We start from the raw sequence: 26,015 nt of genomic DNA, 5'->3' as shown, positions 1-26,015 counted from the left end.
GCGGGGGGGGGGGCGCGGGGGGGGGGGCCCCCCCGCGCCCCCCCCCCCCCCCCCCCCCCCCGGCCCCCCCCCCGCGGGGGGGGGGGGGGCCCCCCCCCCCGCCGCGGTCGTCAGGGCGCCGGATTGACGGCGGTCGCCTTGACGAACGTGTAGTGGAATGTGCCGCCGTCGTCCGCCGTACGGCGCAGATCGCGGATGCCCCGGTCCCAGTCGGCCTCGGTCGTCAGCCCGGCGGCCAGGGCGTCGTCCCGTACGGCCGCGATCATCGCGATGAACGTGCTGCGGATGAACCCGTCGACCAGCCCGGGCCGGGTCGCGTCGGCGTAGACCGTACGCGGCCGGACGGTGACGTCCGTGTACCCGGCGGCGGTCAGCAGCGGCTGCACCTCCCTGCCGAGCAGCGCGTTGCCGCCGGCCGCGGCCTGCAACCGGATCTGGTGGCCGATCGCCGCGCGGGCGTGGGCGCTGTCCGGGTGGAAGAACACCGACCCGTGGTCCCCTTCGATCACGGTGATGCTGCCGCCCGGGCGCAGGACGCGCCGCAAGTCCGCCAGTGCCTGCGCGGGGTCGGACAGGTGCTCCAGGACGAAGCAGACGAAGAGGTGATCGAAGGAGGCGTCGGGGTACGGCAGGTCGGTCAGATCGGCCTGCTGCCAGTGCACCGTCGCCGCGTGCGGCCGGGCGGCGAGGCGGGCGCGGGCCCGGGCCAGTGACTCGGCGGAGACATCGATCGCGGTGATGTGCGCTCCCGGGCTGGACGCGGCCAGGTGCACCGTCTGGGCGCCGACCCCGCAGCCGGCCTCCAGGACCCGGCTGCCCGCCGGGTACGCCGTACCCGCGTGCAGGAGTGCCGCCAGGGTCTCCGCCTGGTCGGCGAGGCGGCGGGCCTCGTGGTCCGAATAGCCGTGCACGTAACCGGAGTCGTGGGGCGGGAGGGGCTGGTGGGCGCCGCCGTTCTCGCGTGCGTCGCCCTCCTTGTATGTGCCGTCGTCCTCGCCTGTGCTGCCGTCCTCGCGTGCGCCGCCGGTGGGTTCGTCCGTCGCTGTCGCTGCCGTTCTCATGCCGTCACTCTGGCTCCACAATGGTCCGGTGCCCAGGTCCAAAGATGTTCCGTCCGACCGGTCCATACCGTCCGGGTCCGACTTCCTCCAGCTCAACGCGGCCGACGCGCCCGCGGGCGGTCTGTCCGACTGGCTGGCGCAGCGGCTGCGGCTGGCGATCTCCGACGGCCGTCTCGCGGTCGGCGACCGGCTGCCCGCCACCCGCACGCTGGCCGAGGAACTCCGGGTCTCCCGGGGCGTGGTCACCGAGGCGTACCAGCGGCTGATCGAGGACGGGCACGCGGCGGGCCGGGGCCGCGGCGGTACGGTCGTCGTCGCCGCGCCCGTCATGGCCCCGACTCCCGCCCCCGCCCGTGTGCGTCCGGCCGCGGCGCCGCCGCCCGGCGCGGTGTTCACCGCCGAGCCCGGCGCCGACGTCTTCGACGTGGTACGGGCGGCACCGGCCCGGATCGATCTCAGCCCCGGCACGCCCGACCTGGCCTCCTTCCCCCGTACGGCGTGGCTGCGCGCGGAGCGCCGGGTGCTCGGCACGCTCGCCGCCGCCTGCTTCGGGTACGGGGACCCGCGCGGCACACCGGAGTTGCGGCACGCCGTCGCCAAGTGGCTGGCCCGCAACCGGGGCATCACGGCCGGCCCGGACGAGGTGCTGATCGTCAACGGCACCGCGCAGACGCTCGGTCTGCTCGCCCAAGTCCTGTGCGACCGGGGCGTTTCCGCGATGGCGGTGGAGGACCCCGGGTCGCTCGGCACCCGCCAGCACCTCCGGCACTGGGGGATGCGGACGCCACCGGTCCCGGTCGACGCGGACGGCATCCGCGTCGGGGAGCTGCGGGACTGCGGCGCGCCCGCGGTCGTGGTGACACCGGCGCATCAGTTCCCGACCGGGGTGGTACTCGGCGGCGGGCGGCGCCGCGAGCTGATGCGCTGGGCCGCCGGCACCGGCGGCCTGATCGTCGAGGACGACTACGACGCCGAGCACCGCTACGACCGGCCGCCGGTGCCCGCCCTGCGGGCGATGCTGCCCGAGCACGTCTGCTATGCCGGAAGCGTGTCGAAACTGCTGGCGCCGACGCTGCGGACCGGGTGGGTCCTGGCACCACCGGAGCTGCACGGAGCGCTGGTGGACGCCAAGCGGTACACCGACCTGGGCAGTGCCGCGTTGCCGCAGCTGGTGCTCGCCGACCTGATGGAGACGGGCGAGCTGGAGCGCCGGCTGCGGCAGCTGCGCCGGCGCCACCGGGCGCGTCGCGACGCGATGATCCGGGCGATCGACACGCACCTGCCGGGCGCCGCCGTCCAGGGCGCCGCGGCCGGCCTGCACCTGACGGTCACCTTCGACGCGGGCTTCGCCGATACGGACCTGGCGGCTGCCGCGCTCGCCCGCGGCGTCAAGGCCCACCCGCTGTCGTGGCACTGCCAGAGCCCCGGCCGCCCGGGGCTCGTGCTGGGTTACGCGGCCAGCACGGCGACCGAGATCGAGGAAGGAGTGGCGGTCATCGGGAGCGTGCTGGCGTAGTGCGGACTGCCGGGGCGGTCGGCATGCCGATTCCGTGCGGTGGAGGCGGCGCACCGGTGTCGCGCGGCGTGTCGCGCGGCGCGTGCGCGCCCGTCCGACACGCCGCGCGTGCCCGTTGACTCGTATCCCCCGGGGCGGCGCCGTGCTGACGGGCGCATCCGCCTGTCCGGCACCTTTCCGGATGCGGGTGCCGACGCGCCGGAGGACGGCGCCGGCCGGGCCATCGGCGCGCATCCGCCGCGTCTCCATGGCGGCCGTGCAGCTATGTCCGCCAAGCCCGTCCAGCCTTGTAATCGGAGGCCGTAGGGACCGCAGGCCACCGCCTGGCGAGGAGACGCGCCGCCGTGCCGTCATCCGGGCGGTCCCGGCCGCTTGGGCGCGGGGCCGGAGCGCCGGGGGAGCGGCGCGGTACGCGCGGGGTCTCGGGCGCCCGGTCATGTGCGCGGTGACGGCGTGTCGCACCGGCCCGTACGACACGGCGTAGGGCGCGCCGTAGGACCGCGCCGCCAACCGCGCCGGACCCCGCGGACACTGCCGGGCCGCAATGTCCAGCCAGGGGAGCGCAGTTCACGTACGCGCAGTTCGCGTACCCGCGGCGCCCGCGTCCGAATCCCGACCCTGCGCCGGGGCGCCCGGTGACGGCGGGCGCCCCCCGGCAGGGAGGGTACGGGGAAGAGCCGGGACGGGTCAGGAGGCGGCAGGGGCGGTGTTTTCCTGCTCGGCCTCGACCTGCTGGTTCCACAGCTGCTTGGACGCCTGCCAGCCGTCCTCGTCGTGGCCGCGGCGCCAGTAGCCGGAGATGGACAGGTCCTCGCGCGGAATCCCGCGCTCGACGCGCAGCAGCTTGCGCAGCTCCTTCACGAAGCCCGCCTCGCCGTGCACGAACGCCTGCGGCCGGCCCTCCGGGAAGTCCAGCGCACGGACGGCCTCGACCAGGCGCTCGCCGACCGGCGCGTCGCCGCGGTGCAGCCAGGTGATCTCGGCGCCCGCCGGGGCTTCCAGCTTCTGCTCCTCCTCGGGGCCCGCGACCTCGATGAACGCCCGTACGGGTACGTCCTCCGGCATCCGGGCCAGGGAGGCGGCGATGGCCGGCAGGGCGCTCTCATCGCCGGCGAGCAGGTGCCAGTCGGCCTCGGAGCCGGGGGCGTACGCGCCGCCGGGGCCGAGGAAGAGCACCTCGTCACCCGGGCGGGCCTGCACCGCCCACGGGCCGGCGAGGCCGGAGTCGCCGTGCACCACGAAGTCGACCGCCAGCTCCCGCGCGTCCGGGTCCCAGCTGCGCACCGTGTACGTGCGGGTCCGGGGCCACTGGTGGCGCGGGAAGGCGGCGCGAATCTCCGCGATGTCCAGCGGCTGCGGGTAGGCCACGTCGGGGAGCGGGAAGACCAGCTTGATGTAATGGTCGGTGTACTCGCCCGCCGAGAACTCCGCCAGGCCCGCGCCGCCCAGCACCACCCGCACCATGTGCGGTGTCAGCTGTTCGGTGCGCAGTACCTGCGCGTGAGTGAGCTTGGGCTTCTTGCGGGCCGGACGCTCTGCTGCCACGACGATCTCCCCTGCCACGGTTTTGTTAGGTATACCTAACCTAACAGTTCGTCGGGTGCAGCGTCGCGAGGAGCCGCTGCAAGGAGCCGCCCAGCCCCCACCGCTCGGCAAGTGCTTCCAGCCGTTCCGGATCGGCCGGCTCGTCCGGCAGCGCGGCGTCGAACTCCGGCACCGGCACATCGGTGGCGACCCGTACGACCTTCGGCGCCACCGCCACGTACGGGCGGGCCTCGGTCAGCCGCTTGCGCTGCGAGGGGGTGAGCTTGGACGCCGGGTCGTCCACCGCAGCCATGATCCCGGCCAGGTCGCCGTAGGCCGCCAGCAGCTTGGCGGCGGTCTTCTCGCCGATCCCCGGCACGCCCGGCAGGCCGTCGCTGGGGTCGCCGCGCAGCAGTGCCAGGTCCGCGTAGCCGCGCCCGTCCACGCCGTACTTCTCGCGCAGCAGCGCCTCGTCGGTCGTCTGGAGGGTGCCGACGCCCTTGAGCGGATACAGAATGCGGACGCCGCGCCGGTCGTCGGCCAGCTGGAACAGGTCCCGGTCGCCGGTGACGATGTCCACCGGCCCGCCGGCGCGGGCCGTGAGGGTGCCGATGACATCGTCCGCCTCGTACCCCGTGGCGCCGATCCGGGCGATGCCGATCGCGTCGAGCACCTCCTCGATCGCCGGGACCTGCGGGGACAGCGTGTCCGGGATCTCCTCCGGGTCGGGCCCGGCGGAGGAGGCGCCGGACGCGGGCGCCTCCTCGGCGACCCGGTGCGCCTTGTACGAGGGGATGAGATCGACCCGCCACTGGGGGCGCCAGTCGAAGTCCATGCAGGCGACCAGATCGTCCGGCTGGTGGTCCTGGACGAGCCGGGCGATGAAGTCCAGCAGGCCGCGCACCGCGTTGACGGGGGTGCCGTCCGGGGCCCGGACCGATTCCGGAACGCCGAAATAGGCCCGGAAATAGAGCGAGGCGGTGTCGAGGAGCATCAGGCGTCGAGTCACACCCTGATGATGCCGCACCCCCGGTGACGTGCACGGCCGGTGCCACGGAGGCGGGCCGGGCGGGTGATGTGAACTGGCTCACTTACGCGTTTGTCATTTAGGAATCGGGGCAGGCGCGCGGCCGGAGCGGAGCCGGTGGATTTTCAACATTTCCACCGGTTAAGGCGGGCCCGACCCGTGCCGCACCACGACCTGTCCAGCGGGGGAGGCGGGTCGTCCTCAGCTAATTCGAGAGGTGTATGTGGCCAGGCTGCAAGCCGAACACGTGTACAAGGTGTTCGGGAGACGACCCGAGGACGCGGTACGACGGCTCGAAGAAGGAGTGAGCCGCGAAGAGCTGCGGGCCGACGGGACGACCGCCGCGGTGATCGACGCGTCCTTCTCCGTGGACGAGGGCCAGATCTTCGTCGTCATGGGTCTGTCCGGATCCGGCAAGTCCACGCTGCTGCGGACCCTCAACGGGCTGCTGGAGCCGACCGCCGGGAGCGTGCGGTTCGACGGCCAGGACCTGACCTCGCTCAGCGCCAGGGAACTGCGCAAGGTCCGCTCCGAGAAGATCTCGATGGTGTTCCAGCACTTCGCGCTCTTCCCGCACCGCAGTGTGCTGGAGAACGCCGCGTACGGGCTGGAGGTCCAGGGCGTACCGCGTGCCGAGCGCGAGAAGCGCGCCACCGAGGCACTGCACCTCGCGGGCCTCAAGGGCTGGGAGAAGTCCTGGCCCGACGAGCTGTCCGGCGGCATGCAGCAGCGTGTGGGCCTGGCCCGCGCGCTGGCCACCGACGCCGACCTGCTGCTGATGGACGAGTCGTTCAGCGCGCTGGACCCGCTGATCCGCCGTGACATGCAGGACCAGCTCCTGGAGCTCCAGAAGACGCTGAAGAAGACCATCGTCTTCATCACCCACGACCTGAACGAGGCGATGCGCCTCGGCGACCGGATCGCCGTCATGCGCGACGGCCGGATCGTGCAGATCGGCAGCGCCGAGGACATCCTCCTGACCCCGGCCAACGACTACGTCGCCTCCTTCATCCAGGACGTCGACCGCTCCCGCGTGCTCACCGCGGGTGCCGTCATGGTCGACGCGGACCAGGCGCTGGGCAGCACGGCGGACGACGGTACGGAGATACGTACCGCCGCCGACCTGCTCGCCGCCACGCCCGCCACGGTCCACCGGGACACCCCGGTCGCGGAGCTGTTCGGCCCGTGCTCGGCCGGGTCCGTACCGGTCGCCGTGACCGGCACGGACGGCGAACTGGTCGGCGTGGTGCCGGTGCAGCGGCTGCTGGCCGTGCTCGGCGACGGCGGGCAGCAGGACGCCCCGGCGAAGACGGCCGGTACGCCGGCTCCGGCGGAAGCGGCCACCGGGCCCGCCGGTGCGGAGCCGGACGCCGCCGGCGACAGCGATCCGGAGGACGAAGCGGGCGGCAAGCCCAAGGGCAAGGTGACCGCCGGTGCCTAGGATCGACGTCGGCTCCTGGGCCAACACCGGTGTCGAATGGCTGCGCCACCACCTCACGTGGCTCTTCGACTTCGTCTCCCACGTCCTGACGGACATGTACAACGGCATCGAGGCGGTCCTGACCGCTCCGCACCCGTTGCTGCTGATGGGCATCTTCGCGGTGCTCGCCTGGTGGCTGCGCGGCCTGCCGGCCGCGGTCCTCACCTTCGCGGGCTTCGCGCTGATCGACTCGATCCAGCAGTGGGACGCCACCATGCAGTCCCTGGCGCTGGTGCTCGTCGCCTGCATCATCACCGTCGTCGTGGCGGTCCCGCTCGGCATCTGGGCGGCCCGCAACCGCGCCGTCGGCGGCGTCCTGCGCCCGGTTCTGGACCTGATGCAGACGATGCCCGCGATGGTCTACCTGATCCCGGGCATCCTCTTCTTCGGCATCGGCGTGATGCCCGGCATGGTGGCGACCATCATCTTCTCCATGCCGCCCGCGGTCCGCATGACCGAGCTGGGAATCCGCCAGGTCGACGGCGAACTGGTGGAGGCGGCCGAGGCGTTCGGCACCCACCCGCGCCGCACCCTCTTCCGTGTGCAGCTGCCGCTGGCGCTGCCCACCATCATGGCCGGCATCAACCAGGTGATCATGCTGGCGCTGTCCATGGTCGTCATCGCCGGCATGGTCGGCGCCGAGGGCCTGGGCTCCTCGGTCTACAACGCGGTCAGCTCGGTGAACGTGGCCCTCGGCTTCGAGGCCGGTCTCGCCGTCGTCATCCTCGCCATGTACCTGGACCGGATGACCGGCGCCCTCAACCAGCGGGTCTCGCCGCTGGGCCGCCGCGCGCTGGCCAAGGCGCAGGCCGCGCTGGGCGGCATGAAGTTCCTGTACTGGAAGCCCGCCACGTCCGTCGCGATGGCCGGTGTGGTGGTGCTCGCGCTGGTCGCGGGCGGTCTGAACGTCTTCGGCAAGGACGGCGCGAAGACCGACGGCGGCGGCCGGCCGATCACGCTCGGGTACGTCAACTGGGACGAGGGCAAGGCCACCACGTACCTGTGGAAGGAGATCCTCGAACAGCGCGGCTTCAAGCCGAAGGCGCAGGCGCTGGAGGCCGGCGCGCTGTTCACCGGGCAGGCGCGCGGCGACATCGACGTGCAGACCAACGCCTGGCTGCCCACCACGCACGCCGAGTACTACAAGAAGTACAAGGACAAGCTGGAAGACCTCGGTGCCTGGTACGACAAGACCTCGCTGGAGATCGCGGTCCCGTCGTACATGAAGGACGTCAAGACCCTGGACGACCTCAAGGGCCGGGCGGGGGAGTTCGGCGGCAAGATCACCGGGATCGAGCCGGGCGCCGGCGAGATGAAGATCCTCAAGGACAAGGTCCTCCAGGACTACGGCCTTCAGGACGAGTACAAGGTCGCCGAGTCCAGCACCGCGTCCATGCTCACCGAACTGGACCGCGCCTACGCGGCGAAGAAGCCGATCGCCGTCACGCTGTGGTCGCCGCACTGGGCGTACGACAGGTACGACCTGACCAAGCTCCAGGACCCCAAGGGCTCCTTCGGCTCCGGTGACAGCCTGCACCTGCTCGGCCGCAAGGGCTTCACGAAGGACGAGCCCGAGGTCGCCAAGTGGATGAAGAACTTCCACCTGGACGAGAAGCAGCTCACCAGCCTGGAGAACGACGTCAAGAGCGCGGGCGAGGGGCACGAGCAGGACGGCGTGCGCACCTGGCTGAAGAAGAACCCGGGCCTGGTCGACAAGCTCGCCCCGTCGGCGAACGCCACGTACGCCAAGGGCAAGGACGCCGGCGCGGCGCCGAACATCGGCTACCCGGCGTGGGACGAGGGCATCGCCACCACGTACCTGTGGAAGAACGTCCTGGAGAAGCGCGGCTACAAGCCGAACATCCGCAACCTGGACGTCGGCCCGATGTGGACCGGCCTGTCCAGCGGGCAGATCGACGTCGAGTTCGACGCCTGGCTGCCGGTCGCGCAGAAGCAGTACTGGGACCAGTACAAGAACGACCTCGTCGACGTCGGCGCCTGGTACGACAAGACGTCGCTGGAGATCGCGGTGCCGTCCTACGTCAAGGACGTCAAGACGCTGGACGACCTGCGCGAGCACCGGGACGAGTTCCAGGGCAAGATCATCGGCATCGAGCCGGGCACCGGTGAGATGAAGCGCCTGAAGGACACCGTCGCGCCCGCGTACGGCCTGGAGGACTTCCAGGTCACCGAGGCCGGCACCAGCTCCATGCTGGCCGAACTGGACCGCGCCTACGCCAAGAAGGAGCCGATCGCGGTCGTGCTCTGGTCGCCGCACTGGGCGTACAGCAAGTACGACCTGACCAAGCTCGCCGACCCGAAGCACACCTGGGGCGACAACAACCAGATCAAGACGCTCGGCCACAAGAGCTTCCCGGAGAAGTTCCCGGAGTTCGACGGCTGGCTGAAGAACTGGAAGATGACGCCGGACGAGCTGGGCAGCCTGGAGAAGGACATCCAGGACGCCGGCAAGGGCCACGAGAACGACGGCGTCGAGAAGTGGATCGCCGACCACCCGGGCATCGTGGACAGGATGGCGCCGGTGAAGTGAGGCGCTGACCCCGTTACGCGGGCCCCGTCCCCGGCTGTACGCCGCGGGCGGGGCCTTCGTGCGTCCCGGCGGCCGTACGGCCGTGAACGGATGCTGTCCGTTACGGGTCGACTCTGCATGGGTCAGCTCTGATTCGCGTCACGCTGCGCAGGGGGCAGGATGACCTCGCGTCGTGGGGTGGCTCCGGACGTGGCTGAGCGCGTGTCTGCTCTGATTCGTTCGCGTTGGAAGCGGTATGAAGCGTCTCCATGTCACTGGCGCGACATTGCTTGCCGCCGTCGTCAGTGCCCTCGCCGGCGCGCAACCCGCGAGCGCCACATCGATCATCGGCTTCGGCAACGCTGCCGTCGGCAACACCTGCGCCAACCACGGCGGCCCTCGCGCTGACGGTGCTACGAGGCAGGGCAGCGGCGCCGCTGCTGCCCTGAGTGCTGCTCTGCCCGTCGGCAGCCCGGCCAACCAATGCGGGACGTTGGGGCTGCCCACCGGCTTGCACGAGATGGGCGGGGTCGACGTCATCGGCACTTTGACGGGCGGGGAAGTCTAGCCAGACGGACGGACGGACGGACGGACGGACGGTACGGGTGCCCCGTATGCTCGTGCTCGGCACGAGTGGTATCGAAGAGCGGCTCCGGGGCCGCCTCGGAGAGTCCTCCCGCCGCTGGACCACCGGCGTTCCGACATCGTCCGAACGATTTCGCCCGGCGGTGAACCGGGCGGCGGGAGCGCGTCCCGGCGGCTGTGCGGATGGGGTCCGGGCGGGGCCCCGCCCGCGTACGGTGGGGTGATGACGACCGGTCACCGCAGCCCCCCTCGGGTGGTCTCCCTCGTGCCCTCGCTCACCGAGGCCGTGGCCGCCACCGCGCCCGACCTGCTCATCGGCGCCACCGACTGGTGCAGCCACCCCGCCGGTCTGCGCGTGGCCCGCGTCGGCGGCACCAAGAACCCGGACACCGCCCGGATCGCCGCCCTCGCGCCCGACCTCGTGCTGGCCAACGAGGAGGAGAACCGCGCGCCGGACCTCGGCGCGCTCCGGGCGGCCGGGCTGGACGTGCTGGTCACCGAGGTCCGCGACCTGGACCAGGCACTGCGCGAACTGGACCGGGTGCTGGTGCGCGGCTGCGGGCTGCCGCGGCCCGGCTGGCTGGACGACGCGGCGGACGCCTGGCGGGACGTCCGGGCCGCGGCGGCGGACCTGCGCGGCGCGGTGGTGCCGGTCTGGCGGCGGCCGTGGATGGTGCTGGGCCGGGACACGTTCGCCGGTGACCTGCTCGCCCGGCTGGGAATCAGGAATCTGTACGCGGACCACGCCGAGCGGTACCCGCGCATCCCGGTCGACGAGCTGAACGGGCGCGGCGCCGACCTGGTGGTCCTCCCGGACGAGCCGTACCGCTTCACGGCGGACGACGGCCCCGAGGCGTTCCCGGGGCTGCCCGCCGCGCTGGTGAGCGGGCGGCACCTGACCTGGTACGGGCCGTCGCTGGCCGAGGCGCCGGCGGTGCTCAGGGCTGCGCTGGACGCGGCTCGCCGGCCGGAGCCGCGGTGAGGAGCGGGGCCGGGGCGCCGGCTGTCTCCGCAAGGGTCTCCGGCCCGGCGGGAACCAGCGGGGCCGGAGCCGCCGCCGTCTCCGCATGGGCCGCCGGAGCCGCCGCCCCCGCCTTCCCCGGCGGCGGTACGAGCAGCTGACCGCGCGCCAGCCCCAGCGCGGTACGCACCCCCGCCACCAGCCAGGCCGCCACCAGCACAGCGAACAGCCCCACCGCGAGCCAGGTGAAGGCCGTCAGGCCGGTGTGCCGGGCCAGACCGGCCGCGCCCGTGACACACGTGCCGACCGGGAAGGTGAACGCCCACCAGGTCATCGAGAACGTCATCCCGGCACGGGCGGCCCGCACGACCAGCGCCGTCGCCAGCGCCAGCCACAGCAGCGCGAAGCCCGTGACGGGCACGCCGTACAGGAGCGCGAAGCCGCTCATCGCCCGCGCGTACCCGGCGCCCACCGCGCCGGGCGCGGCGTCGGCGAGGTTGCCGACCGCGGTCGTGGACTGCCCCAGCGGCCCCAGGACGAGGAAGAGCGTCGGGGTCAGCGCGAGCGGCAGCGGGCCGTGGTGGATCAGCCGGGCCAGAACCAGCGGCAGCACCAGCAGCGTGGCCAGCAGCGACATGCCGAACAGCGCGTAACAGGCGAGCAGCATCGCCTCCTGCCACTGCCCGGCCGGCAGGTGCGGCACCAGGCCGGGGCCGAGCGCCGCCGAGACCATCGGCGCGACCAGCGGCAGGAGCCACACCGGGGAGGCGGTACCGGCCTCGATCCGGTGCCGGGTCACCATCAGGTACGGGACGGCCGCTGCCGCCGCGAGCCCGGTCGCCGTACCGGCGCACCACAGCACGGCGTCCACCGCGACCGCGGCCCGCTCGCCGAGCACGTCGGGGCCGACGGCCAGCGTCCCGCCGCCGACCGCCAGCAGCGCCATCGCCAGACAGCCGTAGAACGGCGCCACCGCCGGGTCGAGCAGGTGGCGCCGCGCCTGGTCGGCGTGGTGGATCCAGTGGGCGGTACGGGCGGCCAGCAGGACCAGCAGCAGAGCGGCGGAGAGCGCCCAGACCGCCACGTACGCGCCGCGCGGGACCGGGAGGTGCGGCCGGAGGGCGGCGCCGGCCGTGGCGACGATGGCGGTGCCCATGACGGCGGCGTACCAGTTGGGGCCGAGGTGACGCAGGGCCGGGGGCACGCCGGGGAAGCGGGCGAGGGGGCGGGGGCCGGTGCGGGTGGAGGACTGCGTCGGGAATGCCATGCTTCCAGCGTCGTCCGCCGCCCCGCCTCCCGCCAGGGAGCTTGTGTCTATGAGGACATAAGGTGGGGTTATGACGGGTGTGAAGGGCGGGGCGATGACCGGTGAGAACGGAGAACGTCCCGCGACGGGGCGGGTGGCCCCGCTCGCCCACCGCGTACCGGACCTCGGCGCGCTGGAACTGCTGCTCGCCGTCGCGCGGCTGGGCAGCCTCGGGCGGGCCGCCCGCGAGCGGGGCATCAGCCAGCCGGCCGCCAGCAGCCGGATCCGCTCGATGGAACGGCAGCTCGGCGTGGCCCTCGTCGAGCGCTCGCCGCGCGGCTCGCGCCTGACGGACGCGGGGGCGCTGGTCACGGACTGGGCGCGGCGGGTCGTGGAGGCCGCCGAGGCGTTCGACGCGGGCGCGCAGGCGCTGCGGGGGCGGCGGGACTCGCGGCTGCGGGTGGCCGCCAGCATGACCATCGCCGAATACCTGCTGCCCGGCTGGCTCATCGCGCTGCGTGCCCAGCGCCCGGACACCGCGGTCTCGTTGCTGGCCGGCAACTCCGCCGCGGTCGCCGAACGGCTTCTCGCGGGCGAGGCCGACCTGGGCTTCGTGGAGGGGCTGGAGGTGCCCGCCGGGCTGGACGGCGCGGTCATCGGCCACGACCGGCTGGTGGTGGTCGCCGCCCCCGCCCACCCGTGGACCCGGCGCCGTACGGATCTGACGGTGGCCGAACTGGCGGCCACCCCGCTGATCCTGCGCGAGCACGGCTCCGGCACCCGCCAGGTCCTGGACGCGGCGCTGGCCGGGCACGGCGGCCTGGCGGCCCCGCTGCTGGAGCTGGCCTCCACCACGGCGGTCAAGGCGGCGGCGGTGAGCGGTGCGGGCCCGTCGGTGCTGAGCGAGCTGGCCGTGGGGGAGGAACTGGCGGCGCGGCGGCTGGTCGAGGTGCCCGTGCACGGCACGCGCTTCGGCCGGGAGCTGCGCGCCGTCTGGCCCGCCGGGCACCGGCCCACCGGTCCCGCCCGCGATCTGCTGGGGCTGACCCGGGCCGTGCCGTGACCCGCGCACGCCGGGCTCATCGGTCGGCCTGGTAGGCGGCGTCCGCGCCGGTGGCCGTCCTGCCGTCGGCGGCGGTGTAGGTGACCGTGCGGTCGCCTCTGATCTGGAAGACATTGGTGGGCCGCTGGCGGTTCCGGGGGTTGCAGACCGGGACCGGGACGGTGAAGACGGTCCGGTAGCGCGCGCCGTCGGTCGTGGTCACCCGCGTCACGAAGGTGACCACGCCTCTCTTGGCGGGGTTGCCGCCGTTGGGCGGCTCGAAGAACCACGCTCCGTCCGCCTGCGCCGCGGAGTCCGTCGGCTCGACGGTGACGGAGTTGTCCGCGTTGAACCGCACGGTCCGCACTTTCGTGCCGTCCTGGGTGTACGGCTTGGACAGCTCGAAGGCCGCGTCGGCGCCGGGCTGGGGCGGATCGGTGAAGTCGCGTGCGCTGCCGCCGCACTGTCCGTCGGCGGCCACCGCGGCGGGTCCCTGCCGTACCAGGAACCCGAGGGCCAGGGCGGCGGACAGTCCCACGGCTGCGGCGGACTTGAGGCGGTGTCGGATCGGCATGGCACAACTCGCTTCCGTCGGCACAACAGCAGAGCGGCCGGGCATCGCTGCGAAGGCGCGTTCCACAGGGCGTTGTCGCAGCTCAGCGCCGGTGCACCGAGCGTAGCCAGCCCGGGTCGCGGGTGTGCATCGCCGAATCGGGTGGGTTTGCCACCGCGAACACGCGGCATACAGGAGCGCCGGTTCCGCGGGCCGTCAGCCCCCGCGCGCCGCGGACACCAGGGCGTCCATCACGCGGGTGTCGTCCCCGGCCTCCGGATGCCACTGCACGGACAGCACGAAGTGGCCCGCGCCGGGCAGTTCCAGGGCCTCGACCGTGCCGTCCGCCGCGTGGGCCGAGGGACGCAGGCCGCGTCCGAGCCGGTCCACGGCCTGGTGGTGGTAGGTCGGTACGGACACCGCCGAGGGCAGGACCGAGCCGAGCAGGGTGCCCGGTTCCGGCTTGACCTCGTGGCGGTCGAAGACTCCGGCGGGGCCCGCGTGCCCGTCGAGGTGCTGGACGAGGGTGCCGCCCAGGGCCACGTTCAGCAGCTGCATGCCCCGGCAGATGCCGAGCAGCGGTACGCGTGCCTCCAGGGCGGCGTCGATCAGCGCCAGTTCCCAGGTGTCCCGGTCCCGGGCCGGAGGGCCGGTGCGCGGGTCGGGCGCGGCCCCGTACCGTACCGGCTCGACGTCCGGGCCGCCCGCGATCACCAGGCCGTCCAGCCGGGCGACGGCCGCCGCCGCGGTGCCGGGGTCGCCGGGCGGCAGCAGGGCGGCGAGGCCGCCGGAGCGCTGGACGAGGCGGTGGTAGCCGGCCGGGAGCAGCGCGGCGGGCAGGGCCCAGACGCCCCAGCGGGCGTCGTCGGCGAGGTAGGTGGTGACCCCGATGAGGGGGGTGGGCGTGGGCACGGGTCCTCCGTTGGTGGTGCTGCTCCGGCAGGTGGGCGGTCAGTCGCGCTCCAGCTCGGCCTCGGCCGCCGCGAGCGCCGCGAACTCCTCCTCCGGGGCCGCCGCGACCAGCCGGTGCCGGGAGTAGAGCGCGAAGTACGCGAGGGCGACGCCGTAGACGCCGAGGGCGATGAAGGCGGCCTGTTCGTCGACGAGGAAGGTCGCCGCCAGCGCGGCGCAGGCCAGGACGAAGGCGGTGGCCGAGGTCAGGACGCCGCCGGGGGTGCGGTACGGGCGGGGCAGCCGCGGCTCGCGGCGGCGCAGCACGATGTGCGACAGCGACATCAGGGCGTACGAGATGGTGGCGCCGAAGACGGCGATGTTGAGCATGCGGGCGCCGTCGCCGGTCGCGGCGGCCAGCGCGAAGCCCAGCGCGCCGGGCACCAGCAGCGCCAGGTACGGGGCCTTGCGGCGGCTGGTGAGGGACAGGAAGCGGGGCAGGTAGCCGGCCCGGGAGAGCGCGAACAGCTGCCGGGACCCGGCGAAGATCAGGGAGAAGAAGGAGGCCACCAGGCCCGCCAGGCCCGCGTAGTTGACGATGCGCGAGACGGTGGTCGGCTCGCCGCGCGGCTGTAGCGCCTGGACCAGCGGGTCGCCCACCGACTGGATGGCGGCGGAGCCCCGGGCCCCGGTCGCGGCCACGAAGGTGACCAGCGCGAGCAGCAGCAGGATGCCCATCGCGGCGGCCATCGCCTTCGGCAGCGTACGGGCCGGGTCCCTGGTCTCCTCGGCGGCCAGCGGAACGCCCTCGACGCCCAGGAAGAACCACATGCCGAACGGGAACGCGGCCCAGATGCCGAGGACGCCGAACGGCAGCCAGGAGGTGGCACCGAAGGCGCCCGGGTCGACCGGGATGTCGTCCAGGGCGCCGACGTGGAAGTCGCTGAGCGCGCCGCACGCGAAGACGACGACCGCGGCGACCGCGACGGCGGTGACGGCCAGGCTGAAGCGCAGCGCCTCGCCCACGCCCCACAGGTGGATGCCGATGAAGACGACGAAGCAGGCCAGGTAGACGGGCCAGCTGGAGGTCAGCCCGAACAGGCCGAGGGATTCCACGTAGTCGCCGATGAACAGGGAGATCGCGGCGGGCGCGAGCACGTACTCGATGAGGATGGCCGTGCCGGTCAGGAAGCCGCCCCAGGTGCCCAGCGCGCGCCGGGCGAAGCCGTAGCCGCCGCCCGCCGTCGGCAGGACCGAGGCCAGTTCGGCCAGGGCGAAGACCAGGCAGGTGTACATCACGCCCATCAGGACGGCGGCGATGGCCAGACCGCCGAAACCGCCCTGCGCCAGGCCGTTGTTCCAGCCGGAGAAGTCACCGGAGACGACGTACGCGACGCCCAGGCCGGTGAGCAGGAGCGGCCCCGCGCTGCCCCGCCGCAGGGACCGTTTTTGCAGGTAGGCGTCCGGCGGCGCGGCCGGTCCGGCCACCGGCGAGCCGTCCGCAGGGGTGGAGGGCGGTGCGGTACGGGGTTCCGTGCTGTCGGCCATGAGCCGCTCCTGCCTCGCCGGGGGGTGAATGAGGGGGACGTGGAGTAAAGGTTTAGCCGCATACCTTTGTCCTGCGGTGCGGCCGAGCGCAAGCCCCCTGCGTAAAAGACTGGTTACGACGGCGGGCCCGTCAAGAACCCCCGCAGCAGTGCCGCCGTGCCCGCGCAGTGCTCGCGCATCACCTCGCGCGCGCCGTCCGCGTCCCCCTCCAGGACCGCTTCGACCAGGGCGGTGTGCTGCGCCTGCGAGTGCTCCAGGTTGCGCACCAGCAGCGGGATGCAGTCCAGCAGCTCGTTCACGCCCGCCCGCACCGCGGCGTACTGCGCCGCCAGCGACGGCGAACCGGCCAGCTCGGCCAGCGTCAGGTGCAGCAGCGTGTCCCGCCGCCGGTAGTCCGCCAGCGGCGCGTCGTGGGTCGCCGCCAGCGCGTCCCGCAGGCGCCGTGCCTGCGCGTCGTCCAGGCCGTGCGCGGCGCACAGCCCCGCGGCGCCCACCTCCAGCACCTCCCGGAACCGCAGCGTGTCCTCGACGTCCACCTTCTCGATGCGGCGCCGCAGTTCGTCCTCGTCCGCGCTCTGCCGGTGCGGTCGCACGAACGTGCCGCCGTAACGGCCGCGCCGGCTCTCCACCAGGCCCTCGTCCTGGAGGACCTTGAGCACCTCGCGCAGCGTCACCCGGCTGATGTGCAGCCGCTCCGCCAACTCGCGCTCGGCGGGCAGCCGTTCGCCGCCGGTCACCAGGCCCAGCCGGACGATCTGGAGTATCTGCTCCAGCGCCTCCTCGAAGCCGTTGCCCGCCCGCACCGGACGCAGTACGGGCGCCAGCCGGTCCGCCGGGCGTTTCCCCCGGCCGCCTGCCGCGCCGTTCCTCGTACCGTCCACCGGAACCCCTTCCCAACCAATGGTTCGCGGCCCTACCTTATGACCTCCGGACGCAGCGACAGGAGGCCCCACCGTGGCAGACCGCACGCCCCCGCTCTCCGTCGACGAGCTGAGACGGCTCGTCGACGCCGGGGAGATCGACACTGTCGTCCTGGCCTTCACCGACATGCAGGGCAGGCTCACCGGCAAGCGGTTCGCCGCCCGGCACTTCCTCGACGAGGTGCTGGAGCACGGGACCGAGGGCTGCAACTATCTCCTGGCCGTGGACGTGGACGTCAACACCGTCCAGGGCTACGCGATGTCCTCCTGGGAGCGCGGCTACGGCGACTTCGCCATGCACGGCGACGCCGCCACCCTGCGCCGCACCCCCTGGAACCCCGGCACCGCGCTGCTCACCGCCGACCTCGCCTGGCACGACGGCTCGCCGGTCGCCGCCTCCCCGCGGCAGATCCTGCGCCGCCAGCTCGACCGGCTCGCCGAGCGCGGCTGGAGCGCGTACGCGGGCACGGAGCTGGAGTTCATCGTCTTCCGGGACACCTACGAGGACGCCTGGAACCGCGGCTACCGGGACCTGACCCCCGCCAACCAGTACAACACCGACTACTCCGTCCTCGGCACCGGACGCGTCGAGCCGCTGCTGCGCCGCATCCGCAACGAGATGGGCGCCGCCGGGATGACCGTGGAGTCCGCCAAGGGCGAGTGCAACCTCGGCCAGCACGAGATCGCCTTCCGCTACGACGAGGCGCTGACCACCTGCGACCAGCACTCCGTCTACAAGACCGGCGCCAAAGAGATCGCCGCCCAGGAGGGCATGGCGCTCACCTTCATGGCCAAGTACAACGAGCGCGAGGGCAACTCCTGCCACATCCACCTCTCGCTGCGCGACGAGGCCGGACAGCCCGTCCTGGCCGACGACTCCGGGCCGTACGGCATGTCGCAGGTCATGCGGCACTTCCTGGCCGGGCAGCTCGCCGCGCTGCGCGACTTCACGCTCTTCTACGCCCCCAACATCAACTCCTACAAGCGCTTCCGGCCCGGCTCCTTCGCCCCCACCGCCGTCGCCTGGGGCCCGGACAACCGCACCTGCGCGCTGCGCGTCATTGGCCACGGCCCCGGCCACCGCCTGGAGAACCGGCTGCCCGGCGGCGACGTCAACCCGTACCTCGCGGTCGCCGCCATGGTCGCGGCCGGGCTGTACGGCATGGAGCACGAGCTGGAACTCCCCGACGCGTGTACGGGCAATGCCTACACCGGCGAATCCGAGCACGTGCCCGCCACGCTGCGCGAGGCCGCCGCCCTGTGGGAGGCCAGCCCCATCGCCCGCGAGGCGTTCGGCGACGAGGTCGTCGAGCACTACCTGCACATGGCCCGCGTCGAGCAGGACGCGTACGACGCCGCCGTCACGGACTGGGAGCGCTTCCGCTCCTTCGAGCGCATGTAAGGAAAGCTGCGACGTGTTGCAAGAGCTGCGCATCATCAACCCGGCGACCGAGGAACTGGAAGCCGTCGTCCCGGTCACCACCCCCGCCGAGGTGGACGCCGCGGTCCGGCGGGCCGCCGCGGCGCAGGAGAAGTGGGCCGCGCTGCCGCCCGGCGACCGGGCCCGTGTGCTGCGGCGGTTCGCCGAGGCCGTACGGGAGAACGTCCCGACGCTGGCCCGGCTCGAACTGGCGGAGGCCGGGCACCCGCTGGGCAACGCCGAGTGGGAGGCGAACAACGTCGTCGATCTGCTGCACTACGCCGCCGGGGGAGTGGAGCGGCTGACCGGCTCGCAGATCCCGGTCGCCGGCGGGCTGAACATCACCGTCCAGGAGCCGCTGGGCGTCGTCGCCGTCATCGCGCCGTGGAACTTCCCGATGCCGATCGCCGCCTGGGGCACCGCCCCCGCGCTCGCGGCCGGCAACGCCGTCCTCCTCAAACCCGCCGAGACCACCCCGCTCACCGCGCTCCGGCTCGCCGGGTACGCACTGGAGGCGGGCGTGCCCGAGGGCCTGTTCCAGGTGCTGCCGGGCGAGGGCGCGGTGACCGGCAACGCCCTGGTCGAGCACCCCGGCGTCGCCAAGGTCGTCTTCACCGGCTCCACCGCCACCGGCCGGCACATCGCCGCCAAGTGCGCCGCACAGACCAAGCGGCTCACCCTCGAACTGGGCGGCAAGAGCCCCAACATCGTCTTCGCCGACGCCGACATCGAGCGGGCCGCGGCCGCCGCGCCCGGCTCCTTCCTGGACAACACCGGCCAGGACTGCTGCGCCCGCAGCCGCATCCTGATCCAGCGCTCGGTCTACGACCGCTTCATGGAGCTGCTGGAGCCCGCCGTGAAGTCCTTCGTCGCGGGCGACCCCACCGACCCGGCGACGCAGATGGGGCCGCTGATCTCCGCCGCCCAGCGTGAGCGGGTACGGTCCTACGTCCCCGAGGACGCCCCGGCCGCCATTCGCGGCGAGGTGCCCCAGGGCAAGGGCTTCTGGTACCCGGCCACCGTCCTGGAGGGCAGGCCGGACGACCGCACCGCCGTCGAGGAGATCTTCGGGCCGGTCGCCGTCGCGATCCCCTTCGAGGACGAGGCCGACGCGGTCCGCCTCGCCAACGCCACCGACTACGGCCTGTCCGGCTCCATCTGGACCCGCGACGTGGGCCGCGCCCTGCGGGTGTCCGGCGCGGTCGCGGCCGGGAACCTCTCCGTCAACTCCCACAGCAGCGTCCGCTACTGGACCCCGTTCGGCGGCTACAAGCAGTCCGGCCTCGGCCGGGAACTGGGCCCCGGCGCGCTCGCCGCCTTCACCGAGACCAAGAACATCTTCATCAGCACCGAGGAGCAGCAGTGACCGACCAGACCCCCGCGGCCACCGGCGCCGGCGAGTCCCCCGTGTGCCGCCGCCTCGTCGGCCGCACCGCCGTCATCACCGGCGCCGGCAGCGGCATCGGCCTGGCCACCGCCCGCCGGCTGGCCTCCGAGGGCGCCGACGTGGTCTGCGCCGACATCGACGAGAAGGCCGGCAAGGCCGCCGCCGAGGAGGTCGGCGGCACCTTCGTCCAGGTGGACGTGACCGACTCCGACCAGGTCGAGGCGCTGTTCAAGGCCGCGTACGACACGTACGGCTCGGTGGACGTGGCGTTCAACAACGCCGGCATCTCGCCCGCCGACGACGACTCGATCCTCACCACCGGGCTGGACGCCTGGAAGCGCGTCCAGGAGGTCAACCTCACCTCCGTCTACCTGTGCTGCAAGCACGCGCTGCCCTACATGCAGCGTCAGGGCAGGGGCTCCATCATCAACACCGCCTCCTTCGTGGCCGTGATGGGCGCCGCCACCTCGCAGATCAGCTACACCGCCTCCAAGGGCGGCGTGCTGTCGATGTCCCGCGAGCTGGGGGTGCAGTTCGCCCGGGAGGGCATCCGGGTGAACGCGCTGTGCCCGGGGCCGGTGAACACGCCGCTGCTGAAGGAGCTCTTCGCGAAGGATCCGGAGCGCGCCGCGCGCCGCCTGGTGCACGTCCCGGTCGGCCGGTTCGCCGAGCCGGAGGAGATCGCCGCCGCGGTCGCCTTCCTGGCCAGCGACGACTCGTCCTTCGTGAACGCCGCCGAGTTCCTGGTGGACGGCGGGATCGCAGGGGCGTACGTCACACCCGTGTAGGCCGCAGCCTTTTTCGCGGATACAGTCCGAAGATCACCACCGGGACCGGTGCCCCGGCGCGCCGGCCCCGGTGTCCTTTTGTCCGCAGGAACGTCACCGCCGATGTTCCGCCCCTACCACCGGAGAACCATGCGCACCAGACACGCCCTCGCCCTGGGACTCGCCGCCGCCGCGACCGTCTCGGCCCTGGCGGGCACCGGTCCCGCCGTCGCCGCGACCCCCGCGCACCCCGCGAAGACCCCGGAGCGTACGAGCTGTCCGCAGCTCTCCACGAAGATCAAGTGGTACGGCGACAACCGCGCGAAGATCCAGCGCATGATCGACGAGCGCGGCAGCTGCTCCCACCCGAAGCCGGGCCCCGAGGGCCGCCCCGTCGCCGCCTTCGACTGGGACAACACCGTCGTCAAGAACGACATCTCCGACGCCACTCTCGCCTGGTCCCTCCGGCACGACAAGATCCTGCGGCCCAGGAGCTGGAAGGCCACCAGCCCCTGGATGACCACCGCCGCCGACCGCGCCCTGACCAAGGCGTGCGGCACCTCCGTACCCGTCGGCCGCCCGCTGCGCACCTCGAAGAACGCCGCCTGCGCCGACGAGATCATGGAGATCCGCGGCAAGGCCCGCACCATGGACGGCAAGGCCGCCTTCGCGGGCGAGTGGAACCACCGCCGCACCAAGCCCGAGTACGCCTGGATCCCGCAGCTGTTCGCCGGGCTGACCCCGGCCCAGGTCACCTCGTACGCCAAGCAGGCCCGCGCGGAGAACCTCGCCGCGCCGATCGGCGCGAAGCAGACCGTCGGCACCCACCAGCTGGCCGGCTACATCCGCTACTACGACCAGCAGAAGGACCTGATCCGCACGCTCAAGGCGGCCGGCTTCCGGGTCTACATCGTCTCCGCGTCCTCGGAGACCATCGCCGAGGCGTGGTCCGGCGGCGTCGGCGTCGACCGCGCGCACACCATCGGCGTCCGCAGCCTGATGAAGAACGGCCGGTTCACCACCGGCATCCGCGGCTGCGGCGACGTCAAGGACGGGCACGGCGAGGTGCTGCCGTACATGGACGGCAAGCGCTGCCTGATCAACCAGGAGATCTTCAAGATCAAGGGCGCCGAGGCGTGGCGGTTCCAGGACCCCGCGCACCGCATCGCGCTCGGCGGCGGCGACGCCAACACCGACGTCACCTTCGTCAACGACGCGACCGGCGTGCACCTGGCCATCAACCGCAACCAGCCGGAACTGATGTGCCGCGGCTACGACAACGCCGACGGCCGCTGGGTGGTCAACCCGATGTTCATCGAGCCGCTGCCCCAGAAGCCCGGCACGTACCCTTGCGCCACCACGGGCTACACCAACACCGACGGCGGCCCCGGTCCGGTCCGCCGCCCCGACGGCACGGTCGTCCCCGACCAGCGGGACCGTATCCACGCCTGACCCGGCACGCGGGGAGGGCGGCCCTACAGGAAGGTGCGGCCCTCCCCGCGGTACGTCGGAACCGTCGTCACCACCCGGTCACCCTCGATCAGGTGCAGCGCCGCGAACCGCTCGCACAGCTCACCGGCCTTGGCGTGCCGGAACCACACCTTGTCGCCGAGCCCCAGCCCGTCCGCGGCCGGCCCCAGCAGCGGCGTCTGCACCTCGCCCGCCTCCTCCTGCGGGTCGTAGCGCAGCCCCTCCGGCAGATACGGCACCGGCGAACGGTCCCGGCCCGCGACCCCGGAAGCCGGGTAACCACCGCCCAGTACGGTCACGACACCGTCCCCGGGCCGTCGCACCACCGGCTGCGCGAACAACGCCGCCGGGCGGCCCGAGAAGGACCGGTAGTTGTCGAACAACCGGGGCACATACAGCCCCGAACCCGCCGCCACCTCGGTCACCGCGGCCTCCGCCGCCGTGTGCTGCACGCTGCCCGTGCCGCCGCCGTTGACGAACTCCAGGTCCGGCGCCGCCTCCCGCACCGCGCGCACCACCTCCCACCGCCGCCGCGCCAGGTCCCGGCGCGCCGCCGCCTGCACGGCCCGTACGGCACGGGAGCGCAGCGGGTGCCCCGCGACCGCGTCGCCCACCCCCGCCACGTGCCCCTCGTACGCCATCAGGCCGACCACCCGGAATCCCGGACGGCGCGTCACCGCACGGGCCAGCGCCGCCACCTGCTCCGGCCGGACCATCGGCGACCGGCGCGCGCCGATCCGCACCCGGCCGCCCAGCGTCCGGTAGGCGGTGTCCCACTCCAGGCACACCCGGATCTCCTCGCGGCCCCCCGCCGGGCGGGCGGCCTCGATCAGGTCCAGCTGCGCCACGTCGTCGACCATCACGGTCACCGCCGCCGCCAGCTTCGGATCGGCGGCCAGCTCCGCGAACCCCGCCCGGTCCGCCGACGGATACGCCAGCAGCACGTCCTCGATCCCGGACCGGGCCAGCCACAGCGACTCGGCCAGGGTGTAGCTCATCACGCCCGCGAAACCGTCCCGGGCCAGCGCCCGTTCCAGCAGGGCCCGGCAGCGCACCGACTTGCTCGCCACCCGCAGCGGCTTGCCCTGCGCCCGCCGCACCAGATCCGCGGCGTTCGCGTCGAAGGCATCCAGGTCCACGACGGCCAGCGGGGCGTCGAGATGCGCGGTGGCCCGGTCGTAACGGGCCCGGTCGGCAACCGTGTCGCACGTGTACGGGGACATGGCCGCAGCCTGCCAGAACGCCCCACGGGTGGGTAGGGGGAGAGAACACGACAGACCGGGCGCCGGACGCCGGGGGAGGGCGGGCGAGTTGGAGCACCGGCGGCGGCAGCCCGTAGAGTGGCGGGCGCCGCAACCAGCAGGTCAGCGGCGTGATGTCCGGATACGAACCACCCTGCCCCGATTGCCGGCCGGGCCGGGGACCACAGGGCGCGAGGGGGAGCGCGGGTGAGCACCGAAGCCGATTACGCCGACGCGCATCGCCTTCCCCGCACCCCGCCCCCGCAGGTACCGGCACCGCCCGCCGAGGACCCGCACACCGCCGTCCTGCGCCCGGTGCCGACGGACCGCCCGGCGAAGCCCGGCCCGATGCCGCCCGCCGCACCCACCGCTCCGGCCGCTGCCCCACCCACCGCTCCGGCCGCCGCCGCGCCCTCCGATCCGGCAGCACCGGCCGGCGGCCCGTCCCCAAAGGACATCCCGCCCCGCCCCGCCCACGCACCGACACCCGCCGCCGCACCGCGTACGGACCGGGCGGCCGTCCCGTCCCAGCCCCCGGCGGACCGTTCCGCCACCCCCCGCGACACCGCGGCCTTCCACCTGGCCAACAGCGGAGCCCTCTGGAACGGCGACCCGAAGCGGCCCGCCGCCACGCGCACGGAAGGCGCCGCCGCGCCGCCCCGCCCCGTCCGGCCGCCGCAGACACCGCCCGCCGACGACCCGCCGCCCCCTACCGGCCCACCGCTCACCGGCCCGCTCGTCCCGCCGGCCCCCGTGCCCCCGGCCCCCGCGGTCCCGCCGTCCGTCCCGGCCCCGCACCGCTCCGTCCGGCGCACCGTGCTCGCCGCCGCCGGGCTGGTGCTCGGCGTCGGCCTCGTCGCGGGCGCCGCCGCCGGCAGCTGGCTCGCCGACGACACCGACGGCAGCCCCGCCGCCGAGGCAGTCTTCGCACACGGCCGCGAGGCATGGCACAGCGCACCCGTCGACACGCTCTTCCCCCGCACCCTGAACGGCCTGGGCACCGGCCCCGGCGGCGCGGACCGCACCTGGATCCGGGTCGCCGTCGCGCCCGACAGCGGCTGCGCGGGCGCGTTCGACCCGCTGCTGGCCAAGGCGCTCGCCCCGGTGGGCTGCGACCGCCTGGTGCGCGCCACCTACGTGGACGCCACCCGCACCAACGTCATCACCGTCGGCGCCGTCTCCACCAAGGCCGACCGCACCGCCATGCGGGACCTGCGCCGCCGCTTCGCCACGGAGCACCTGGACACCCGTACGGACCTGATGCCCCGCCCGTACGCCGCCAAGGGCACGCCCGCCGCGGACTTCGGGCCCGCCCAGCGCGCCAGCTGGAGCATCCGCGTCCTCGAAGACCTGCCCGTCGTCGTCTACGGCGTCTCCGGCTTCGCCGACGGCCGCCCCGTCGACGCCCCGCAGCCCGCCGCCGAAGCCACCCGTACCGGCGCCACCACCGCCCCCGCCGAAGCCGGGCTCGGCCACGACGCCAAGGCCGTCGCGGACCGCATCGAGCAGACCTTCCGCAAGCAGGCCGCCAAGGGAACCACGGAGCCGCAATGACCAGGAGGCCCCTGCTGCGCGCCGCCGGCGTCGCGCTGTCCGCCGCCGCGCTGACCGTACTGCCCGCCCTGCCCGCCCACGCCGACGGCATACGGGCCCAGGAGTGGGCGCTGAAGGCCATGAACGCCCAGGAGGCGTGGCAGACGACCAAGGGCGCGGGCATCACCGTCGCCGTCCTGGACACCGGCGTCGACGCGAGCCACCCCGACCTCCAGGGCCGGGTGCTGCCCGCCAACGACCTGGTCGGTTTCGGCGCGAGCCCCGGCGACCCGGCGTGGGCGGAGCACGGCACCGCGATGTCCGGCATCATCGCGGGCCACGGCCACGGCACCGACCAGGCCGACGGCGTCATCGGGGTCGCCCCGGAAGCCACGATCCTCCCCGTCCGCGTGATCCTTGAGGACAGCGACCCGCAGCGCAAGCGCGCCCGCGCCGAACGCGCGGGCGCCCTCGCCGACGGCATCCGCTGGGCCACCGACCACGGCGCCGACGTGATCAACCTGTCCCTCGGCGACGACAGCAGCTCCGCGCACCCCGAACCCCGCGAGGACGCCGCGATCCAGTACGCCCTGAGCAAGGGCGTTCCGGTCATCGCCTCGGCCGGCAACGGCGGCAAGGACGGCGACCACGTCTCCTACCCCGCCGCCTACCCCGGCGTGATCGCCGTGACCGCCGTCGACCAGTGGGGCTCCCGCGCCGCCTTCTCCACCCGCCGCTGGTACGCCACGGTCTGCGCGCCCGGCGTCGGCGTCGTCATCGCCAACCCGGACCGCAAGTACTACGAGGGCTGGGGCACCAGCGCCGCGTCCGCCTTCGTCTCCGGTGCGGTGGCCCTGGTCCGCGCCGCCCACCCCGACCTGAGCCCCGCCCAGATCAAGCGGCTCCTCACCGACACCGCCCAGGACGCCCCGGAAGGCGGCCGCAACGACGAACTGGGCGCGGGCATGGTCGACCCGGCAGCGGCCATCGAAAAGGGCGACGACCTCAAGCCGGCGCCCCAGAAGCCCGAAGCGGCCGCCTACGGAAAGCAGTACTTCGGCACCGGCCCGACCGCCGACCCGGCCACCGACGACACCAGCTGGCTCCCGTGGACCGCCGCCATCGCAGGCACGGCCCTGATCGCCACCTCAGCTTTCTTCTGGCGCAAGCGGGCCTGACACCACGACGGCGCAGCACCCACCCACGACCGAACCGTTCCCAGCCCGAACGGCGCCGCACTCGGCCCCACACCTCCCGCACCACGAACCTCCCCTTTCCACCCTTCCCACGGAAGGGGGCGGGCCGGAGCGGCC

General features: G+C 73.6%; 21 protein-coding genes. 12 read left to right on the top strand and 9 right to left on the bottom strand.

Annotated elements, in window-relative coordinates:
* Positions 1-110 precede the first annotated feature (110 nt).
* Complete coding sequence (locus ACH4FX_RS41240) at positions 111-1,061, bottom strand: methyltransferase domain-containing protein (protein WP_398486866.1); 951 nt, start codon at positions 1,059-1,061, stop codon at positions 111-113.
* On the opposite strand from ACH4FX_RS41240, the gene ACH4FX_RS41235 reads away from it, so the two are divergent.
* A complete protein-coding gene (locus ACH4FX_RS41235; RefSeq protein ID WP_398486864.1) occupies positions 1,060-2,577 on the top strand; it encodes a PLP-dependent aminotransferase family protein in 1,518 nt (505 codons plus the stop codon). The two genes, ACH4FX_RS41240 and ACH4FX_RS41235, sit on opposite strands and share 2 nt — an antisense overlap.
* Positions 2,578-3,264: 687 nt before the next feature.
* Here the strand turns inward: ACH4FX_RS41235 and ACH4FX_RS41230 are convergent.
* Together ACH4FX_RS41230 and ACH4FX_RS41225 are read right to left on the bottom strand one after the other, a co-directional pair.
* The gene (locus tag ACH4FX_RS41230) at positions 3,265-4,122 is read right to left on the bottom strand and encodes a siderophore-interacting protein (RefSeq protein ID WP_398486862.1); all 858 of its coding nucleotides are present in this window, start codon (positions 4,120-4,122) and stop codon (positions 3,265-3,267) included.
* Between the two features lie 40 nt (positions 4,123-4,162).
* A complete protein-coding gene (locus ACH4FX_RS41225) occupies positions 4,163-5,095 on the bottom strand; it encodes a 5'-3' exonuclease H3TH domain-containing protein (protein ID WP_398486870.1) in 933 nt (310 codons plus the stop codon).
* A gap of 256 nt (positions 5,096-5,351) precedes the next feature.
* On the opposite strand from ACH4FX_RS41225, the gene ACH4FX_RS41220 reads away from it, so the two are divergent.
* From ACH4FX_RS41220 to ACH4FX_RS41205, 4 genes are all read left to right on the top strand, one after another.
* Positions 5,352-6,569, top strand: a complete 1,218-nt coding sequence (locus ACH4FX_RS41220) for a glycine betaine/L-proline ABC transporter ATP-binding protein (protein WP_398486861.1) — start codon at positions 5,352-5,354, stop codon at positions 6,567-6,569.
* Positions 6,562-9,159 (top strand): ABC transporter permease/substrate binding protein, encoded by a 2,598-nt coding sequence (locus ACH4FX_RS41215; RefSeq protein ID WP_398486859.1) that lies wholly within the window; start codon positions 6,562-6,564, stop codon positions 9,157-9,159. The genes ACH4FX_RS41220 and ACH4FX_RS41215 overlap by 8 nt, the downstream gene beginning before the upstream one ends.
* Before the next feature lie 235 nt (positions 9,160-9,394).
* Positions 9,395-9,706, top strand: a complete 312-nt coding sequence (locus ACH4FX_RS41210; protein WP_398486858.1) for a hypothetical protein — start codon at positions 9,395-9,397, stop codon at positions 9,704-9,706.
* A gap of 240 nt (positions 9,707-9,946) precedes the next feature.
* A complete protein-coding gene (locus ACH4FX_RS41205; RefSeq protein WP_398486856.1) occupies positions 9,947-10,705 on the top strand; it encodes a helical backbone metal receptor in 759 nt (252 codons plus the stop codon).
* Here ACH4FX_RS41205 and ACH4FX_RS41200 read toward each other — a convergent pair.
* On the bottom strand, positions 10,662-11,951 hold the full coding sequence (locus ACH4FX_RS41200) for a TDT family transporter (protein ID WP_398486854.1): 1,290 nt from the start codon (positions 11,949-11,951) through the stop codon (positions 10,662-10,664). The genes ACH4FX_RS41205 and ACH4FX_RS41200 overlap by 44 nt on opposite strands.
* A 94-nt stretch (positions 11,952-12,045) precedes the next feature.
* Here ACH4FX_RS41200 and ACH4FX_RS41195 point away from each other — a divergent pair, with 94 nt between their 5' ends.
* Complete coding sequence (locus tag ACH4FX_RS41195; protein ID WP_398486868.1) at positions 12,046-12,993, top strand: LysR family transcriptional regulator; 948 nt, start codon at positions 12,046-12,048, stop codon at positions 12,991-12,993.
* 16 nt (positions 12,994-13,009) lie between these two features.
* Here the strand turns inward: ACH4FX_RS41195 and ACH4FX_RS41190 are convergent, their stop codons facing one another.
* From ACH4FX_RS41190 to ACH4FX_RS41175, 4 genes are all read right to left on the bottom strand, one after another.
* Entirely contained in the window at positions 13,010-13,546 is a 537-nt protein-coding gene (locus ACH4FX_RS41190; protein ID WP_398486852.1) for a hypothetical protein, read from the bottom strand.
* 195 nt (positions 13,547-13,741) lie between these two features.
* On the bottom strand, positions 13,742-14,437 hold the full coding sequence (locus ACH4FX_RS41185; protein ID WP_398486850.1) for a gamma-glutamyl-gamma-aminobutyrate hydrolase family protein: 696 nt from the start codon (positions 14,435-14,437) through the stop codon (positions 13,742-13,744).
* Between the two features lie 39 nt (positions 14,438-14,476).
* Positions 14,477-15,964, bottom strand: coding sequence for an ethanolamine permease (eat, locus tag ACH4FX_RS41180; protein ID WP_398486848.1), 1,488 nt, complete (start codon positions 15,962-15,964; stop codon positions 14,477-14,479).
* 113 nt (positions 15,965-16,077) lie between these two features.
* Positions 16,078-16,845, bottom strand: coding sequence for a FadR/GntR family transcriptional regulator (locus ACH4FX_RS41175; protein ID WP_398486846.1), 768 nt, complete (start codon positions 16,843-16,845; stop codon positions 16,078-16,080).
* Between the two features lie 73 nt (positions 16,846-16,918).
* Here ACH4FX_RS41175 and ACH4FX_RS41170 point away from each other — a divergent pair, with 73 nt between their 5' ends.
* From ACH4FX_RS41170 to ACH4FX_RS41155, 4 genes are all read left to right on the top strand, one after another.
* Positions 16,919-18,286: a glutamine synthetase family protein gene (locus ACH4FX_RS41170; RefSeq protein WP_398486844.1), complete on the top strand. Its 1,368-nt coding sequence runs from the start codon at positions 16,919-16,921 to the stop codon at positions 18,284-18,286.
* A 13-nt stretch (positions 18,287-18,299) separates the two neighbouring features.
* A complete protein-coding gene (locus ACH4FX_RS41165; protein ID WP_398486842.1) occupies positions 18,300-19,670 on the top strand; it encodes an aldehyde dehydrogenase family protein in 1,371 nt (456 codons plus the stop codon).
* Positions 19,667-20,479 (top strand): 3-oxoacyl-ACP reductase, encoded by an 813-nt coding sequence (locus tag ACH4FX_RS41160; RefSeq protein WP_398486840.1) that lies wholly within the window; start codon positions 19,667-19,669, stop codon positions 20,477-20,479. The genes ACH4FX_RS41165 and ACH4FX_RS41160 overlap by 4 nt, the downstream gene beginning before the upstream one ends.
* A 129-nt stretch (positions 20,480-20,608) precedes the next feature.
* A complete protein-coding gene (locus ACH4FX_RS41155) occupies positions 20,609-21,910 on the top strand; it encodes a haloacid dehalogenase-like hydrolase (RefSeq protein WP_398486838.1) in 1,302 nt (433 codons plus the stop codon).
* 23 nt (positions 21,911-21,933) lie between these two features.
* Here ACH4FX_RS41155 and ACH4FX_RS41150 read toward each other — a convergent pair whose 3' ends face one another.
* Positions 21,934-23,151 carry an amino acid deaminase/aldolase gene (locus tag ACH4FX_RS41150; RefSeq protein WP_398486836.1) on the bottom strand — a complete coding sequence of 406 codons (1,218 nt, stop codon included), beginning with the start codon at positions 23,149-23,151 and terminating at the stop codon, positions 21,934-21,936.
* A gap of 225 nt (positions 23,152-23,376) precedes the next feature.
* On the opposite strand from ACH4FX_RS41150, the gene ACH4FX_RS41145 reads away from it, so the two are divergent.
* Both ACH4FX_RS41145 and mycP read left to right on the top strand, forming a co-directional pair.
* Positions 23,377-24,723 carry a hypothetical protein gene (locus tag ACH4FX_RS41145; RefSeq protein WP_398486834.1) on the top strand — a complete coding sequence of 449 codons (1,347 nt, stop codon included), beginning with the start codon at positions 23,377-23,379 and terminating at the stop codon, positions 24,721-24,723.
* The gene (gene mycP, locus ACH4FX_RS41140) at positions 24,720-25,880 is read left to right on the top strand and encodes a type VII secretion-associated serine protease mycosin (RefSeq protein WP_398486833.1); all 1,161 of its coding nucleotides are present in this window, start codon (positions 24,720-24,722) and stop codon (positions 25,878-25,880) included. The genes ACH4FX_RS41145 and mycP overlap by 4 nt, the downstream gene beginning before the upstream one ends.
* Positions 25,881-26,015 lie beyond the last annotated feature (135 nt).

Source organism: Streptomyces sp. NPDC018019 (assembly GCF_044327805.1).
In the GTDB taxonomy this organism is placed as follows: Bacteria; Actinomycetota; Actinomycetes; order Streptomycetales; family Streptomycetaceae; genus Streptomyces.
Note: the sequence above shows the minus strand (reverse complement) of the source record. Positions and strands in the feature narration are given on the sequence as shown.